This window comes from Streptomyces sp. NPDC012769 (assembly GCF_042901205.1).
Classification (GTDB): Bacteria; Actinomycetota; Actinomycetes; order Streptomycetales; family Streptomycetaceae; genus Streptomyces.
Window position 1 is genome coordinate 178674 of sequence record NZ_JBIBCP010000004.1, and the last position, 16048, is coordinate 194721.

The 16048-nt window shown below is 72.3% G+C and carries 15 protein-coding genes and 1 tRNA gene; 12 read left to right on the forward strand and 4 right to left on the reverse strand.

Annotation, left to right across the window (positions count from 1 at the left end):
- The 6 genes from ACFY7C_RS22100 to ACFY7C_RS22125 all read left to right on the forward strand — a co-directional run bounded on the left by ACFY7C_RS22100 (nt 1) and on the right by ACFY7C_RS22125 (nt 6938).
- Entirely contained in the window at nt 1-1629 is a 1629-nt protein-coding gene (locus ACFY7C_RS22100) for an ABC transporter substrate-binding protein (RefSeq protein ID WP_389653253.1), read from the forward strand.
- Nucleotides 1630-1719: 90 nt separating this feature from the next.
- On the forward strand, nt 1720-2643 hold the full coding sequence (locus tag ACFY7C_RS22105; protein WP_389653256.1) for an ABC transporter permease: 924 nt from the start codon (nt 1720-1722) through the stop codon (nt 2641-2643).
- Nucleotides 2636-3628, forward strand: a complete 993-nt coding sequence (locus ACFY7C_RS22110) for an ABC transporter permease (protein ID WP_389653259.1) — start codon at nt 2636-2638, stop codon at nt 3626-3628. Before ACFY7C_RS22105 ends, ACFY7C_RS22110 begins: the two co-directional genes overlap by 8 nt.
- Before the next feature lie 4 nt (nt 3629-3632).
- The gene (locus tag ACFY7C_RS22115; protein ID WP_389653262.1) at nt 3633-4616 is read left to right on the forward strand and encodes an ABC transporter ATP-binding protein; all 984 of its coding nucleotides are present in this window, start codon (nt 3633-3635) and stop codon (nt 4614-4616) included.
- A complete protein-coding gene (locus tag ACFY7C_RS22120; protein ID WP_389653265.1) occupies nt 4609-5763 on the forward strand; it encodes an ABC transporter ATP-binding protein in 1155 nt (384 codons plus the stop codon). Before ACFY7C_RS22115 ends, ACFY7C_RS22120 begins: the two co-directional genes overlap by 8 nt.
- Before the next feature lie 200 nt (nt 5764-5963).
- The gene (locus tag ACFY7C_RS22125) at nt 5964-6938 is read left to right on the forward strand and encodes a hypothetical protein (RefSeq protein WP_389653268.1); all 975 of its coding nucleotides are present in this window, start codon (nt 5964-5966) and stop codon (nt 6936-6938) included.
- Between the two features lie 14 nt (nt 6939-6952).
- Here ACFY7C_RS22125 and ACFY7C_RS22130 read toward each other — a convergent pair whose 3' ends face one another.
- A complete protein-coding gene (locus ACFY7C_RS22130; protein WP_389653271.1) occupies nt 6953-9178 on the reverse strand; it encodes an alpha/beta fold hydrolase in 2226 nt (741 codons plus the stop codon).
- A gap of 169 nt (nt 9179-9347) precedes the next feature.
- Here ACFY7C_RS22130 and ACFY7C_RS22135 point away from each other — a divergent pair, with 169 nt between their 5' ends.
- From ACFY7C_RS22135 to ACFY7C_RS22150, 4 genes are all read left to right on the forward strand, one after another.
- A complete protein-coding gene (locus ACFY7C_RS22135; protein WP_345485825.1) occupies nt 9348-9542 on the forward strand; it encodes a hypothetical protein in 195 nt (64 codons plus the stop codon).
- Nucleotides 9543-9583: 41 nt separating this feature from the next.
- A complete protein-coding gene (gene mshB, locus ACFY7C_RS22140) occupies nt 9584-10504 on the forward strand; it encodes an N-acetyl-1-D-myo-inositol-2-amino-2-deoxy-alpha-D-glucopyranoside deacetylase (RefSeq protein ID WP_389653274.1) in 921 nt (306 codons plus the stop codon).
- Nucleotides 10505-10527: 23 nt separating this feature from the next.
- A complete protein-coding gene (locus tag ACFY7C_RS22145) occupies nt 10528-10881 on the forward strand; it encodes a DUF6113 family protein (protein WP_389654456.1) in 354 nt (117 codons plus the stop codon).
- A gap of 174 nt (nt 10882-11055) precedes the next feature.
- Nucleotides 11056-13155 (forward strand): hypothetical protein, encoded by a 2100-nt coding sequence (locus tag ACFY7C_RS22150; protein ID WP_389653277.1) that lies wholly within the window; start codon nt 11056-11058, stop codon nt 13153-13155.
- 117 nt (nt 13156-13272) lie between these two features.
- On the opposite strand, the gene ACFY7C_RS22155 is transcribed toward ACFY7C_RS22150, so the two are convergent.
- Nucleotides 13273-13497, reverse strand: a complete 225-nt coding sequence (locus ACFY7C_RS22155; RefSeq protein WP_389653279.1) for a hypothetical protein — start codon at nt 13495-13497, stop codon at nt 13273-13275.
- Nucleotides 13498-13611: 114 nt separating this feature from the next.
- On the opposite strand from ACFY7C_RS22155, the gene ACFY7C_RS22160 reads away from it, so the two are divergent.
- Nucleotides 13612-13687 (forward strand) — tRNA-Trp (locus ACFY7C_RS22160).
- A gap of 66 nt (nt 13688-13753) precedes the next feature.
- Here ACFY7C_RS22160 and ACFY7C_RS22165 read toward each other — a convergent pair.
- A complete protein-coding gene (locus ACFY7C_RS22165; protein ID WP_389653281.1) occupies nt 13754-14593 on the reverse strand; it encodes a tetratricopeptide repeat protein in 840 nt (279 codons plus the stop codon).
- Complete coding sequence (locus ACFY7C_RS22170; protein WP_389653284.1) at nt 14590-15591, reverse strand: GNAT family N-acetyltransferase; 1002 nt, start codon at nt 15589-15591, stop codon at nt 14590-14592. Before ACFY7C_RS22170 ends, ACFY7C_RS22165 begins: the two co-directional genes overlap by 4 nt.
- A gap of 112 nt (nt 15592-15703) precedes the next feature.
- Here ACFY7C_RS22170 and fdxA point away from each other — a divergent pair, with 112 nt between their 5' ends.
- Nucleotides 15704-16024, forward strand: coding sequence for a ferredoxin (gene fdxA, locus ACFY7C_RS22175; RefSeq protein ID WP_010474859.1), 321 nt, complete (start codon nt 15704-15706; stop codon nt 16022-16024).
- Nucleotides 16025-16048: the final 24 nt, after the last annotated feature.

Consider the following 16048-nt stretch of genomic DNA (forward strand, 5'->3'; position numbering starts at 1 on the left):
ATGCGCGGAGCCACGCACGCCAAGTGGGCCGCTCTGGCCACCGCCGTCGCCCTCGCGGCGACCGCCTGCGGCGGGGGCGGCGACAGCGGCGGCGGGGGCGCGGACGGCGTCGTGACCTCCTCGTGGGGCGATCCGCAGAACCCGCTGGAACCGGCGAACACCAACGAGGTGCAGGGCGGCAAGGTGCTGTCCATGATCTTCCGCGGGCTGAAGCAGTACGACCCGAAGACCGGCGAGGCCAAGGACGTGCTCGCCGAGAAGATCGAGACCACCGACTCGACGAACTTCCGCATCACCGTCAAGGACGGCTGGACCTTCTCCAACGGCGAGAAGGTCACCGCGAAGTCCTTCGTCGACGCCTGGAACTACGGCGCCCACATCAGGAACAACCAGCGCAACGCCCCCTTCTTCGGGCAGATCGAGGGCTACGACCAGGTCCACCCCGAGAAGGGCGAGGCCAAGGCCGCCACCATGTCCGGCCTCAAGGTCGTCGACGCGCGGACCTTCACGGTCAAGCTCACGCAGAAGTTCTCCACCTGGCCGGAAACCCTCGGTTACGCGGCGTTCGCGCCCCTGCCCAAGGCCTTCTTCGACGACCGCGAGGCCTGGCTCGCCAAGCCGATCGGCAACGGTCCGTACACCATCGACTCGTACGCCAAGGGCTCCCAGATGGTCCTCCGGCGCTGGGACGCCTACCCCGGCACCGACAAGGCGCAGAACGGCGGCGTCACCCTCAAGGTCTACACCGACAACAACACCGCCTACACCGACCTGACCGCCGGCAACCTCGACCTCGTCGACGACGTGCCGGCCTCCCAGCTCAAGAACGTCCAGGCGGACCTCGGCGACCGGTACATCAACCAGCCCGCGGGCATCATCCAGACCCTGGCCTTCCCCTTCTACGACCCGGCCTGGAACAAGCCGGGCCAGGAGAAGCTCCGCAAGGGCCTGTCCATGGCGATCAACCGGAAGCAGATCACCGAGACGATCTTCCAGAACACCCGCACCCCCGCCACCGACTGGACCTCGCCCGTGCTCGGCGAGGAGGGCGGCTACAGCAAGACCCTCTGCGGCGACGCCTGCACCTACAACGCGGCCGAGGCCAAGCGGCTCGTCGCCGAGGGCGGCGGCATCCCCGGCGGCACGGTGAGGATCTCGTACAACGCCGACACCGGCTCCCACAAGGAGTGGGTGGACGCCGTCTGCAACTCCATCAACAACGCGCTGGGCAACAACAGGGCCTGCGTCGGCAACCCCATCGGCACCTTCGCCGACTTCCGCAACCAGATCACCCAGTCGAAGATGACGGGCCCGTTCCGCGCCGGCTGGCAGATGGACTACCCGCTCATCCAGAACTTCCTCCAGCCGCTGTACTACACCAACGCCTCGTCCAACGACGGCAAGTACACCGACCCGGAGTTCGACAAGCTGATCGACCAGGCCAACGCCGAGACCGACACGACGAAGGCCGTCGACCTCTTCCGGAAGGCGGAGGAGGTCCTCCGCGACGACATGGGCGCCATCCCGCTCTGGTACCAGAACGGCAGCGCGGGCTACTCGGAGCGCGTCTCCAACGTCACGCTGAACCCGTTCAGCGTGCCCGTCTACGACCAGATCAAGGTCAGCTGACCGGTTGACCGCAGGTCAGCTGCGTACGGCCCGGCGACCCTCCCGCGCCGGGCCGTACGCCATCCCCGCACCCCACCCCCGGAGCACCCCATGGGTCGTTATGTGATCCGGCGTCTGCTGCAGATGATCCCGGTGTTCATCGGCGCCACGCTGCTGATCTTCCTGATGGTGAACGTGATGGGCGACCCCATCGCCGGCCTGTGCGGCGACCGGGCCTGCGACCCGGCCACCGCCGAACAGCTGCGGAAGGAGTTCGGCCTCGACAAGCCCGTCTGGCAGCAATACCTGACCTACATGGGCAACCTGTTCACCGGGGACTTCGGCACCGCCTTCAACGGCCAGCCCGTCACCGAACTGATGGGCACCGCCTTCCCGGTCACCATCCGGCTCACCGTGGTCGCCATCCTCTTCGAGATCGTCATCGGCATCACCCTCGGCGTCATCACCGGTCTGCGCCGCGGCCGCCCCGTCGACACCTCGGTCCTCCTGCTGACCCTGGTCGTCCTCTCCGTCCCCACCTTCGTCACCGGTCTGCTCATCCAGCTGCTCCTCGGCGTGAAGTGGGGCTGGATCAAACCCGCCGTGTCGCCCGAGGCCGCGTTCGACGAGCTCATCGTCCCCGGCCTCGTCCTCGCCTCGGTCTCCCTCGCGTACGTCACCCGGCTCACCCGGACCTCGATCGCCGAGAACAAGCGCGCCGACTACGTCCGCACCGCCGTCGCCAAGGGCCTGCCGCGCCGCCGGGTGATCACCCGGCACCTGCTGCGCAACAGCCTCATCCCCGTGGTGACCTTCATCGGCGCCGACGTCGGCGCGCTGATGGGCGGCGCCATCGTCACCGAACGGATCTTCAACATCCACGGCGTGGGCTACCAGCTCTACCAGGGCATCGTCCGCCAGAACACCCAGACCGTCGTCGGCTTCGTGACCGTCCTCGTCCTGGTGTTCCTCGTGGCCAACCTGCTGGTCGACCTCCTGTACGCCGTACTCGACCCGAGGATTCGCTATGCCTGAGCAGCAGCACGACCCCTACCACGAGAAGGGGGCCGCCATCGCCGCCACCGGCGCGGGCGGGGCCGTGGACCTCGCCATGGACGAGGGGGAAACCCTGGAGAAGACGCCGGGCGGCCCCGAGGGAACCGGCGCCGACAAGAAGCCCCGCTCCCTGTGGTCCGACGCCTGGCACGACCTGCGCCGCAACCCGGTCTTCATCGTCTCCGCCCTCGTCATCCTCTTCCTGGTCGTCATCTCGATCTGGCCCTCCCTGATCGCCTCCGGGGACCCGCTCGACTGTGACCTGTCCAAGGCCCAGGAAGGCTCCCAGCCCGGCCACCCCTTCGGCTTCAACGGCCAGGGCTGCGACGTCTACACCCGCACCGTCTACGGCGCCCGCACGTCCGTCACCGTCGGCGTCTGCGCCACCCTCGGCGTCGCGGTCCTCGGCAGCGTGCTCGGCGGCCTCGCCGGCTTCTTCGGCGGCGCCTGGGACGGCTTCCTCTCCCGCGTCACCGACATCTTCTTCGCCATCCCCGTCGTCCTCGGCGGCCTGGTGCTGCTGTCCGTGGTGACCAGCTCCACCGTCTGGCCCGTCATCGGCTTCATGGTGCTGCTCGGCTGGCCGCAGATCTCCCGCATCGCCCGCGGCTCCGTCATCACCGCCAAACAGAACGACTACGTCCAGGCGGCCCGCGCCCTCGGCGCCTCCAACTCCCGGATGCTGCTGCGCCACATCACCCCCAACGCGATCGCCCCCGTGATCGTCGTCGCGACCATCGCGCTCGGCACCTACATCGCCCTGGAGGCGACCCTGTCGTACCTCGGCGTCGGCCTGAAGCCGCCGACCGTCTCCTGGGGCATCGACATCTCCTCGGCCTCGCAGTACATCCGCAACGCCCCGCACATGCTGCTCTGGCCGGCCGGCGCGCTCGCCGTCACGGTGCTCGCCTTCATCATGCTCGGCGACGCGGTGCGCGACGCCCTCGACCCCAAGCTGAGGTAGGGCCATGCTGCTCGAAGTCCGCGACCTGCACGTGGAGTTCCACACCCGCGACGGGGTGGCCAAGGCGGTCAACGGCGTCAACTACTCCGTCGACGCGGGGGAGACCCTCGCCGTGCTCGGCGAGTCCGGCTCCGGCAAGTCCGTCACCGCCCAGGCCGTCATGGGCATCCTCGACATGCCCCCGGGAAAGATCACCGGCGGCGAGATCCGCTTCCAGGGGCAGGACCTGCTGACCCTGAAGGAGGAGGAGCGGCGCAAGATCCGCGGCGCCAAGATGGCGATGATCTTCCAGGACGCGCTGTCCTCCCTCAACCCCGTCCTCAGCGTCGGCGACCAGCTCGGCGAGATGTTCCAGGTCCACCGCGGAATGTCCCGCAAGGACGCCAGGACCAAGGCCGTCGAGCTGATGGACCGGGTCCGCATCCCCGCCGCCAAGGAGCGCGTCGGGCAGTACCCGCACCAGTTCTCCGGCGGCATGCGCCAGCGCATCATGATCGCGATGGCGCTCGCCCTCGAACCCGAGCTGATCATCGCCGACGAGCCCACCACCGCCCTCGACGTCACCGTCCAGGCCCAGGTCATGGAACTGCTCGCCGAGCTCCAGCGCGAGCTCAACATGGGCCTCATCCTCATCACCCACGACCTCGGCGTGGTGGCCGACGTCGCCGACAAGATCGCCGTCATGTACGCCGGCCGGATCGTCGAGCACGCCCCCGTCCACGAGATCTACAAGGCCCCCGCCCACCCGTACACCCGCGGCCTGCTGGACTCGATCCCCCGCCTGGACCAGAAGGGCCACGAGCTCTACGCGATCAAGGGCCTGCCGCCCAACCTGCTGAACATCCCGCCCGGCTGCGCCTTCAACCCGCGCTGCCCGCTCGCCCAGGACGTGTGCCGCACCGACGTGCCGCCGCTGTACGACGTCACCGAATCGCCCGTACCGCGTTCCAGCGCCTGCCACTTCTGGAAGGAGTGCCTCCATGGCTGAGGCGATTCTCCAGGTCCGCGACCTGGTCAAGCACTATCCGCTGACCCAGGGCGTCCTCTTCAAGAAGCAGGTCGGTGCGGTCAAGGCGGTCGACGGCGTCGACTTCGACCTGGCCGCCGGCGAGACCCTCGGCATCGTGGGCGAGTCCGGCTGCGGCAAGTCGACCGTGGCGAAGATGCTGGTCAACCTGGAGAAGCCGACCGCCGGCGCCATCCTGTACAAGGGCGAGGACCTCACCAGGCTGTCGCCCCGCGCGCTGAAGGCCGTGCGCCGCAACATCCAGATGGTGTTCCAGGACCCGTACACCTCGCTGAACCCGCGCATGACCGTCGGCGACATCATCGGCGAGCCGTACGAGATCCATCCCGAGGTGGCCCCGAAGGGCGACCGGCGGCGCAAGGTGCAGGAGCTGCTCGACGTCGTCGGCCTCAACCCGGAGTACATCAACCGCTATCCGCACCAGTTCTCCGGCGGTCAGCGGCAGCGGATCGGCATCGCGCGAGGGCTGGCGCTGCGGCCCGAGATCATCGTCGCGGACGAGCCGGTCTCCGCCCTCGACGTCTCCGTGCAGGCACAGGTGGTGAACCTGCTCGAACGGCTCCAGGACGAGTTCAGCCTGTCGTACGTCTTCATCGCGCACGACCTGTCGATCGTCCGGCACATCTCCGACCGGGTCGGCGTCATGTACCTCGGCCGGATCGTGGAGATCGGCACCGACGCCGAGATCTACGACCACCCGACCCACCCCTACACCCAGGCGCTGCTGTCCGCCGTCCCGGTGCCGGATCCCGAGGCGCGCGAGCACCGCGAGCGGATCATCCTGACCGGCGACGTGCCCTCACCGGCGAACATCCCCTCCGGGTGCCGCTTCCGCACCCGCTGCTGGAAGGCGCGGGAACGCTGCGCCCTTGAGGTCCCGCTGCTCGCCGTCCCGGCCGTCTTCCGGCTCACCGACTCCCCGGCGAAGCACGACTCCGCGTGCCACTTCGCGGAGGAGAAGCAGGTGGTGCCACCGGAGGAACGGCCCGGGGAGCCGCCCGGGCCTGCGCCGGGGCCGATGCCGGGGGGCGGGCCGGTGGGCGGACCGGCGGACGGGCCCGGGAGCGGGCCGGCGGGCGGATCGGATCCAGGATCCAATATCCCTTAACGCCCAGGCAACTTCACCGAATTGGATCCGATATACGAGAACGGGACGCTCGGCAGCGTACGGCCGTGCGGGTGCCGTAGGCCGGCCGGAGCGCACCATGCCGCCCCGGCCGGCCGCCCCCCGCCCCGACTTGACGCACAAGCACCGCGCATATGCGGAACCGCTTGTTTCGGCCGAAGGCGACCGTGAGTATCGGCCCCGTGACTGTGACACGAACGGCACGTCTCACCGGCGCCGCCCTGTGCGCCGCGCTCGCCCTCGTCATCGTCGTCTGGCTGCTGCGCGACCTCGCCGCCTTCGGTCCGACCACCGAACTGCTCTGGTACTGGGCCGGCGACCACCGCTTCCGGAGCGCCCGGAGCACCGCGACCACCCTGGTCGACGCGCTCCTGATCCTCGTCTACGCCGCCACCGCGGTCGCCGCCGTGCGCTCCCCGCTCGCCGCCTCGGCGTTCGCCGTCACCGGCCTCACCACCCTCGCGCTGCGCCTGCACGGACTGTGGACCTCCGGCGTCGAGGTGCTCCTCACCACCCTCCTCACCCTCGCCCTCGCCGCCGGACTCGTCGTCACCGCCGCCGCGGGCCGCCGCGACGACGGCCCCGACACCCGCGTCGGGGCCGCCCCGGGCACCGGCACCGGGGCCGGCATCGCGGAAGCACCCGGACGCCCCCGCACCGGCCCGGCCGTCGCCGCCGGAGTCCTGTGCGCGACCGCCGCCCTGCTGTGGGCCGGCTGGGAGCTCCGCTGGGCCACACTGCTCCCGGCCGACTACACCGTCAGCCGCTTCACCGGCGGCCGCGGCCTGATGCTCCCCGCCCTCGCCGTCCCCCCGGCGTGGCTGAACACCGTCCTCGTCCTGCTGCTCCTCGCCGCCGCCGTGAGCGCCTTCGCCCGCGCCCGCCCCACCCGCCCCCTCGGCCTGGTCGCCGGGCTGCTGCTGGCGGGCGTCGGAGCGGGCGGAGCCGCGGCCGTGCTGCGTCCGAACCGGCACACCTACACCGCCGAGCAGGGGCTCTACTCCGTGGCGTACGACCTCGGCTGCTTCTTCTCCCTCCTCGCCGGCCTCGCCGTCCTCGTCCTGCTCGCCCGCTCCGGCCACCCGCGCCGCGTCCCCTACCGCCCCCCTGCCGCGCTCCCCCCGGCCCCGCCGACCCAGCCACCGCCCGGCTGGTGACCTGGGGGTGCCCGCTAGTCGGCCGGCCGCGCCAGGCCCAGCGACCGCCGCAGGAAGTCGACCTGGAGCAGCAGCAGGTTCTCCGCCACCTGCTCCTGTGGGGTCATGTGGGTGACGCCGGACAGCGGCAGGACCTCGTGCGGGCGGCCCGCCGCGAGCAGCGCGGAGGACAGCCGCAGGGTGTGCGCCATCACCACGTTGTCGTCGGCCAGGCCGTGCACGATCATCATCGGCCGGGCCGGCAGCCGGGGATCGGTCAGGCCGTCGTCGGTCAGCAGCGAGTTCGCCGCGTAGACCTCCGGCTCCTCGTCCGGGCGGCCCAGATAGCGCTCGGTGTAGTGGGTGTCGTACAGCCGCCAGTCCGTCACCGGGGCGCCCACCACGGCGGCGTGGAAGACGTCGGGCCGGCGCAGCGCCGCCAGCGCGGCGAGATAGCCGCCGAACGACCAGCCCCGGATCGCCACCCGCCCGAGGTCCAGCGGGAAACGCCCGGCCAGCGCCCGCAGCGCGTCGACCTGGTCGTCGAGGGACAGGGTGAGGTCACGGTCGATCGCCTTCTCCCAGGCGGGGGAGCGGCCGGGCATGCCCCGCCCGTCGGCGACGATCACCGCGAAACCCTGCTCGGCGAACCACCGTGACGTCAGATGCGGGTTGTGCGCGGCGGTCACCCGCTGGCCGTGCGGACCGCCGTACGGATCCATCAGCACCGGCAGCGGCCCGTCCGCCTCCGTCCAGCCCGACGGAAGCAGCACCGCGCACGGGATCCGGCGCTCGCCCGCCTCGGTGAGGTGCGCCCCGGCGGAGAGTCCGGGAGTCCGCGCGTACGAGGCGACCTCGGCGACCCGCTTCCCGTCGCGCAGCACCCGCGTCACGCTCCCCGGCACGTCCGGCCGGGCCGAGGACAGGACCGTCACCGCACCGGAGCGCACCGCCCCGTGCACCCCGGCGCCCTCCGAGATCCGCTCCGCGCTCCGCCCGTCGCCGTCCAGGCGCACCCGGTACACATGGATCTCGCCGGTCTCACGCGCCTCGGCCGTCTCACCGGCCGACGCCGAGATCAGGACATCTTCCGCGCCGACGTCCAGCACCGCCCGCACATGCAGCCGGGCGTCCGTCAACACCCGGTCCCCGACCGCGAGGACCCGCGCGCCGCCCTCGCCCGGCTGGTCCTCGACGCGCACGAGCCGCCCGTCCGCCGTCCACGCCGGCACGCCCGTGAAGAGTTCCAGCCACACCGGATCCTCCTCCCGGCGCACCGTCCGCGTCGCCCCCGAGTCCGGATCGACCGTCAGATACGCCTGCGACCGCTGGTCGCGCGCCTGGACGAGGAGCAGCGGCGGCCCGTCGGCCGACCAGTGCACCCGGGCCAGATAGGGGAAGGCCTCCCGATCCCACACCACCTCGGTGCGGTTTCCGGCCAGATCCACGACGAAGAGGCGCACGTCCGCGTTGGCCGTCCCCGCGGCCGGGTACGCCACCGCCTGCGGCTCCCGGTCCGGATGCGCCGGATCCGCGATCCACCAGCGCCGCACCGGCTGCTCGTCCACCCGCGCGACGAGCAGCCGGTCCGAGTCGGGACTCCACCAGAAGCCGCGCCCCCGGTTCATCTCCTCCGAGGCGATGAACTCCGCGAGCCCGTACGTGACCCCCGCCGCTTCCGGTCCCTCCGCTTCCGCTTCTTCCGCCGCCCCCGGAGCCACGTCCGCGCCCGGCCCGGCCAGCGCCCGGTCGCCCGTGCCGTCCGCCCCGGTCACTCGCAGCGCCCCGCCCGCCACGTACGCGACGAGCCGCCCGTCCGGCGACGGACGCGGGTCCACCACGGGGCCCGGCACCGGCAGCTCGCGCGCCGTACCCGCCCGCAGTTCCGCCGTGAAGAGCCGCCCGGACAGCGCGAACGCCGCCAACTCCACGGCCCCGTCCACCGCGTAGCCCACGATCCCGCCCGAGCCCTCCCGCGCCCGCTCCCGACGCGCCTTCTCCTCGGCCGACAACTCCTCGGCCGCGCCCGCGAGGAGCACCTCCGGATCGGCCGCGAGCCGTTCCGCCCCCGTGTCGAGGTCGAGCACCCAGAGCCGGTGGGAACGGTCGGTTCCGGCACCGGGCCCCGATCCGGAGCGGAGGAACACCACGCGACCGCCGTCCGGCGAGACCGCGAACCCGCGGGGCGCGCCGAGCGTGAAGCGCTGCGTCCGCGCGTACTGGCGGGGGAAGGACACCGATTCGTCTCCTGGCGAAGTCATGTGACCGAAACTAGCGTCCGTGCGCCCCCTCATGCCCCCGTACACCGATCGATGCGATGGCACGGATAGTTATGATCCGTAGCGCTAGGTGGGTAGGCATCCACCAGGCACATGCCAACCGAACGTCCGACCGAAGAAGTCCGACCGAAAAGTGTGGAGGTGAACCGCCGTGGCACTCTCGATTTCGGTGGTTGTGCTGCTGGCGATCGTCGTCTTCCTGTTGATCCGGAAATCCGGACTCAAGGCCGGGCACGCGGCGGTCTGCGCGCTCCTGGGGTTCTACCTGGCGAGCTCGTCCATCGCCCCGTCCATCAGCACGCTCACCACCAACGTGGCGAGCATGATCGGTGGCCTCAAGTTCTGACCTGCCCGTCCGTCGGCGGCCCCGCCTCGTAGGGTGGGGCCATGACGGATCTCCCAGCCCGTCGTCTGCTCCTCGTGCACGCGCACCCGGACGACGAGTCGATCAACAACGGCGTCACCATGGCCCGGTACGCGGCCGAGGGCGCCCTCGTGACCCTGGTGACCTGCACCCTGGGCGAGGAGGGCGAGGTCATCCCGCCCGAGCTCGCCCACCTCGCACCGGATCGCGAGGACCGGCTCGGCGACCACCGCGTCGGCGAACTCGCCGCCGCGATGAAGGAACTGGGCGTCACCGACCACCGCTTCCTCGGCGGCCCCGGCCGCTTCCGCGACTCCGGGATGATGGGCGTCGAACAGAACCGGCGCGAAGGCGCCTTCTGGAACACCGACGTCGACACCGCCGCGTCCCACCTCGTCGCCGTGATCCGCGAGACCCGTCCCCAGGTGCTCGTCACCTACGACCCCGACGGCGGCTACGGCCACCCCGACCACATCCAGGCCCACCGGGTCGCCATGCGCGCCGCCGAGCTCGCCGCCGACCCCGCCCACCGGCCCGACCTCGGCCCCGCCCACACCATCGCCAAGATCTACTGGAACCGGGTCCCGCGCTCCGTCGCCGAGGCCGGCTTCGCCCGGCTGCGCGCCGAGGGCTCGGTCTTCCCCGCGGACGCGCGGATCGACGACGTCCCCGGTGTCGTCGACGACTCGCTCATCACCGCCGAGATCACCGGCGAGGGCGGCGCCACCGGCGTGGAGGGCGATCGGTCCTCGTACGCGGCCCGCAAGGCCGCCGCCATGCGCGCCCACGTCACCCAGGTCGCCGTCGACGGCCCCTTCTTCGCCCTGTCCAACAACCTGGGCCAGCCCCTCTTCACCACCGAGTACTACGAGCTCGTCCAGGGCACGCCCGGCGCACCCGCGGGCGAACGCGAGACCGACCTCTTCGCCGGAGTCGCCGAGTGACCGCGCACAAGCACGCCGACGCGCTGCCCGCCCCCGCCGTCCGCTACGTCTGGTACGGCGTGCTCCTCGTCCTCGGGGCCGTCGTCGGCGCCGCCGGCTCGCTGGTCCAAGCCGCCTGGCTGCCCGCGGGCTTGTTCCTGGCCCTGCTCGCCTCCGCCGGCCTCTTCTACGGCGGGCTGCGCGCCACCGGCACCCAGCTCGGCGTCGGGGCGGCGGGCGGCGGCTGGCTCGCCGCGATCGTGCTGCTCAGTCTCGGACGCCCCGAAGGCGACGGCCTGTTCGGCGGCGGCCTCGGCGAGATGGTCTACCTCCTCGGCGGCATGGCCGTCGCTGTGATGTGCGCCACGATGACCCGGCTGCCCCGACCGACCCCGTGAACAGGGCGACTTGACGCCGTCCTGTCTTGACTTCGGCCGGAATGCCCCTGGCGGATCCACGCCGGGTCGGGTGCGGATCGGCGGCGGCCAGTATGGTGGTGCGCGCCGCCGACCGCCCGGATCACCACAAGCATCAGCAAGAGCGGGCGGCGGAGCCAACCGGGAGATCCTGCTTTGAGTCGTGAAACTGGTCGAGAGACTGACAGTTCGTCCTCCGGCGCCCAGCCGCGCGGCGGGGCGGCGTACCCCTCGGGCACTCCGCCGTACGGCCTCCGCGGAGGCCAGGAGACCGCCCCCGAGGCGGCGGCCGCCTCCGCACCGCCGGAGGAGCCCAAGACCGAGACCACGCTGACCACCCGTATCCGGATCAACATCCCGGGTTCGCGGCCGATCCCGCCCGTGGTCGTCCGCAAGCCGGTCGGCGACACCCAGGCCGGAGCCGAGGCACAGAGCCAGGCGCAGGGCCAGGGCCGGCAGCAGGGCCAGGCGCAGGGTCAGAGGCAGGGCCAGGGACCGGCCGTCGCGCCGCAGGCCGCCGTCGCTCCGACGCGGCCCGCCCCGGCGCCCGCCCCCGCGCCCGAGCCCGAGCCCCCGGCCCCCGCCGAGCCGGCCCAGGCGGACGACAAGCCGACCAGCGACTGGTTCGCCCCGCGCAAGCCGTCCGCGCCGGCGAAGCCCACCCCCGCCCCGGCGCCCGCGCCCACCGGAGGCCCGGCCCCGACCCCGGCCGCGCCCGTCCCGGGAACGGGACCCGTCCCGTCGGCCCCGGCTCCGGCCACCGGCTTCGCGGGCTCCGCCGCCGACGGCGTCCCCTCGGCCTCCACCACCCAGAGCATGCCGGTCGTCACCCCGCTGACCACCGGCTCCGGCCACACGCCCGCCGGCGGCGTCCCCCGCTACGACGGCCCCGCCGGCCCCGCGAACCCGCTCTACGACGCCGGTCCGGGCCACACCCCGGCCGCCGGCACGCCCGTCGTCGACATCGCCGGAGCCCCCGCCGGGCCGACCACCGGCCCCATGACCGGCACCAGCCCGGTCGTCGGCCCCGACCACCCGCGGGGCGCCGCGCCCCGGGGCTCGGTGCCGCCCCGCATGTCCGACGACACCGCGATCCTCACCCCGCAGCCCCCGGCCCCGGTGCCGGGCCCGATCGGCGGCGGTCACGTCTCGGGCTCCACGCTCACCAGCGGGATGCCCGTCGTCCCGCCCTCCGGCCCGGACCCGACCCCCCGTATCCCCGACCGTGACCAGGACGCCGGCCCGGCCGCGGCCGCGACTCCGGCCCCCGCCCCGAGGCCCGCTCCGGCGTCCACGGCCAGGCCCGCGAAGAAGCGTTCCAAGCTGGTCCTCGCCTGTGTCGGCGTGATCGGCATCGCCGGTGTGGCCTACGGCGCCGGACTCCTCCTCAACCACTCCGACGTCCCCAAGGGCACCACGGTCCTCGGCGTCGACATCGGCGGCGGTACGAAGGAGGAGGCCGTCACCAGGTTGGAGTCGGCCCTGGGCAAGCGCGCCGTCGCCCCGCTCCAGCTCAGCGTCGGCGGGAAGAAGACCGAACTGGCCCCCGACAAGGCGGGCCTCGCCCTGGACGCCCAGGAGACCGTGCGCGCCGCCGCCGGAAGCGACTACAACCCCGTCTCCGTCATCGGCTCCCTCTTCGGCGGCGAGCGCGTCGCCCAGCCGGTCTTCCCGGTCGACGAGGAGAAGCTGGCCGTCGCCCTCACCGACCTGGCCGGCACCTCCGGTTCGGTCACCGAGGGCACCATCGTCTTCTCCCCGGGCAAGGTCACCGCGGTCGAGGGCAAGCCGGGCAAGGGCCTGGACGTCCAGCGCTCGATGATCTCGGTCAAGGACGCCTACCGCGCCCAGGTCGAGACCGGCCGGTCGAAGACGGTGGAACTCCCGGTCGTCACCCGCGAGCCGACCATCACCAAGGCCGAGCTCGACCGGGCGATGGAGGAGTTCGCCAAGCCCGCCATGTCCGGCATCATCACCATCAAGGCCGGCTCGAAGAAGATCGACTTCGGCCCCGCGCGCTCCCTGCCGAAGATCCTCTCCATGAAGGCCGTCGACGGCCGACTGGTCGAGGTCTACGACAAGAAGGCGATCGAGGAGCTCCTCGACGGCGTCTTCGACGGCGTCATGATCACCAAGGGTGACGGCAGCAAGCACGAGGTCTCCGCCGACGACGTGGCCTTCGTGATGCGCGACGCCCTGCGCGGAAAGACGAAGGCCGAGCGCACCAGGACGATCGACCTGAGCGGCGAGGGCTGACGGCCCCTCCGCGGCCCGCCAACGGCCGTGCACGGCCTGCAACGACGCCGCGCGCCGAGCGAACGAGGAGCCCCGCCCGGGACGACCGGGCGGGGCTCCTCGCGCATCCGCGTCATGTCACCACTCGCCGCCGTACCGCCGCTTCTTCGCGCGCAGCCACTCCTGGACCTCACGGGTCTCGGCCGGCGACGCGGCCCGCAGGTCCCGCGCGCGCACCGTGGCCACGAAGCGCACGAACCGCACCCGGCGGTGGACGCCGTCCACGCCGATGACCTTGCCCGGACCGTAGACGTCGGTGCCGGTGTGGGCGACGAAGCTGCCGGGGCCGTGAGGGGTGTTCATCGTGCGCCTTTCGCTGTGTGTGCCGTTCGGTTCACACAGTGGCGTGGATCACGTCCGCCCCGGAAGGTGTACACGCCTGATCGGCAGGACACCTCCTACGCTTCCCCCTGAGGGCGGGGTCGTAGCGCAGAGGTCGACGCGCGCGGTCTCCAAAACCGCGAGGACGCCGGTTCGTATCCGGCCGCCCCGTCCTCGCCCCGCCCCCCGCCCTCGCCCCCTTCTCGCCTCGGCTCGGCTCGTCGGACAGCGGGCGGCCTCAGTTCAGCAGCGCCCGGGCCGCCTTCGCCTTCCGGCGGATGGTCTCCGCCGCGCTCGGCTCCACCGCGTCCATCACCGTCGCGTACGCCTCCATCTCCGCCGCCCCCGTGAGGAAGTCGCCGCGCTGGACGAGCAGCTCCGCGCGTTCGTAGCGGAGGCGGGCCGGGTGGGAGGGCAGCAGCAGGGAGAGCTCCACGGCCCACAGGGCGACGTCGGAGCGCTCGGGGCGGGCGGACGCCCAGGCGCGGATGTTGTTGAGGATCCGCAGCACGATCGCCGCCGGTGTGGCGGGACGCAGCATCGAGGGGTCGAGGGCCTCGCCGGTGGCGCCCGCGACGAGCAGCTCCGCGTCGGCGGCCGTCATCGCCCGGCCCCCGGCGAAGGGGTCGGTCAGCCGGAGGTCCTCGGGGTCGCCGAAGCCGACGACGAAATGGCCCGGCAGGCCGAGGCCGTAGACCGGGGCACCGGCCCGGCGGGCGACCTCCATCCACACCACGGACAGCAGGATCGGCAGGCCGCGCCGGCGCCGCAGCACCTCGTGCAGCAGCGAGGACTCCAGACGCTGGTAGTCGGCGGGCACGCCCAGGAAGCCCTCGCGCCGGCCGAGGAGCTCGGAGAGCGCCTCGACCCACGCGTCGGCGCCGCGCCCCGTCCGGTAGGGAAGCAGCCCGGCGAGCCGGTCCAGTTCGATCTCGGCGGCGTCCAGGTCCGCCTGGGTCACCGACGGATCGGCCACCGCGCCGACGAGCAGGCAGAGCCGCGCGAGGTCGGGCCGCTCGGACCTGGCCTCCTCCGCGAACTCCCGCCGCCAGTCGGTCACGTCGCCTCCGTCGGTCACGCGTCCGTCCAGCGGTAGTGGTGGTAGTGGTGGTGCACGGTGAAGCCCATCCCGTCGTACAGCGCCCGGGCGCCGTCGTTGTCCGACTCCACCTGGAGCCAGGCGGCCGAGGCGCCCTCGTCCAGGGCCCGGCGGGCGAGCGCGGTCATGACGGCCGTCGCCAGGCCGCCGCGCCGCCGCCCCGGGTCGACCTCCACGGCCATGAAGCCGGCCCAGCGGCCGTCGACCACACAGCGTCCGATCGCCGCCGGTATGTCTTCCGTGCCCGGTACGGAAGCGAACCACACACTCGGGCCGCTGCCGAGGACCTTCGTGACGTGCGGTCCGGGTTCGCCGAAGCGCTGGTAGCGGCGCAGCCAGTTCTCGTCGACGGAGCGGGCGAGCCGGACGGCGTCGACATCGGCGTCCGTGTCCCCGATCGGCGCGAGCGACGCGATCCGCAGCTCGGCCGAGAGCTCCCGGACCCAGCCGCGCCGCTCCAGATCGGCGCACAGCAGCTCCTGGGCGCCCTCGGCGCCCGTCGCCGCCTGGACGTACGCGGGCAGCTCACGGGCCGCGTACCAGTCCCGTACGCGCGCCAGGGCGGCGTCCAGCGGGAGGCCGGGATCACCGAGCGGCAGCACCGAGTTGGCCCGCCGGGTGAATCCGGCGGCCGCCCGGAGCGTCCACTCCCCGAGCGCCTCGCTCTCCAGCGGCTGCCAGGCGCGCGCGGCGACCCGGGCGAGCTCGGGAAAAGTGGCGGCGGGACCGCGCCGGCGGGCCGGTGCGGCGGGGACGACCTTGCCGGCCGCGAGCGCCGATTCCGCGATGCGGACGACCTCACCGGTCCTGCGTGTGATCAGCAGCACACCCGCGTCCCATGATGTGAGAACCCCGACCGCGTCGGTGAATCTCCCGCCCGCCGCCCCCGAGTCCGTCACGTACCGAACTGAGACACGTTTTCCCACGTCAACAGCGCTGATACGGACCTCGAGGCGTCCTCCACCGGTGAATTCCACAGCTTCTGAGCCCCTCCTGTTCGGATCGTCCCCAAGAACGGAGATACTAGGGGCGGGCATCGACGACACCGCGCTCCCGCGCAGACCAGCCCTACCGAGGAGGAACGACAGCGTGACCTACGTCATCGCGCAGCCTTGTGTCGACGTCAAGGACAAGGCGTGCATCGAGGAGTGCCCCGTCGACTGCATCTACGAGGGCCAGCGGTCCTTGTACATCCACCCGGACGAATGCGTCGACTGTGGGGCCTGTGAGCCGGTCTGCCCGGTCGAGGCGATCTTCTACGAGGACGACACTCCGGAGGAGTGGAAGGACTACTACAAGGCGAACGTCGAGTTCTTCGACGAGCTCGGCTCGCCCGGTGGTGCCTCCAAGCTCGGCCTGATCGAGCGCGACCACCCCTTCATCGCCGCCCTGCCGCCGCAGAACGGCTGATCATTCGCCCTCGGTCCCGTACGG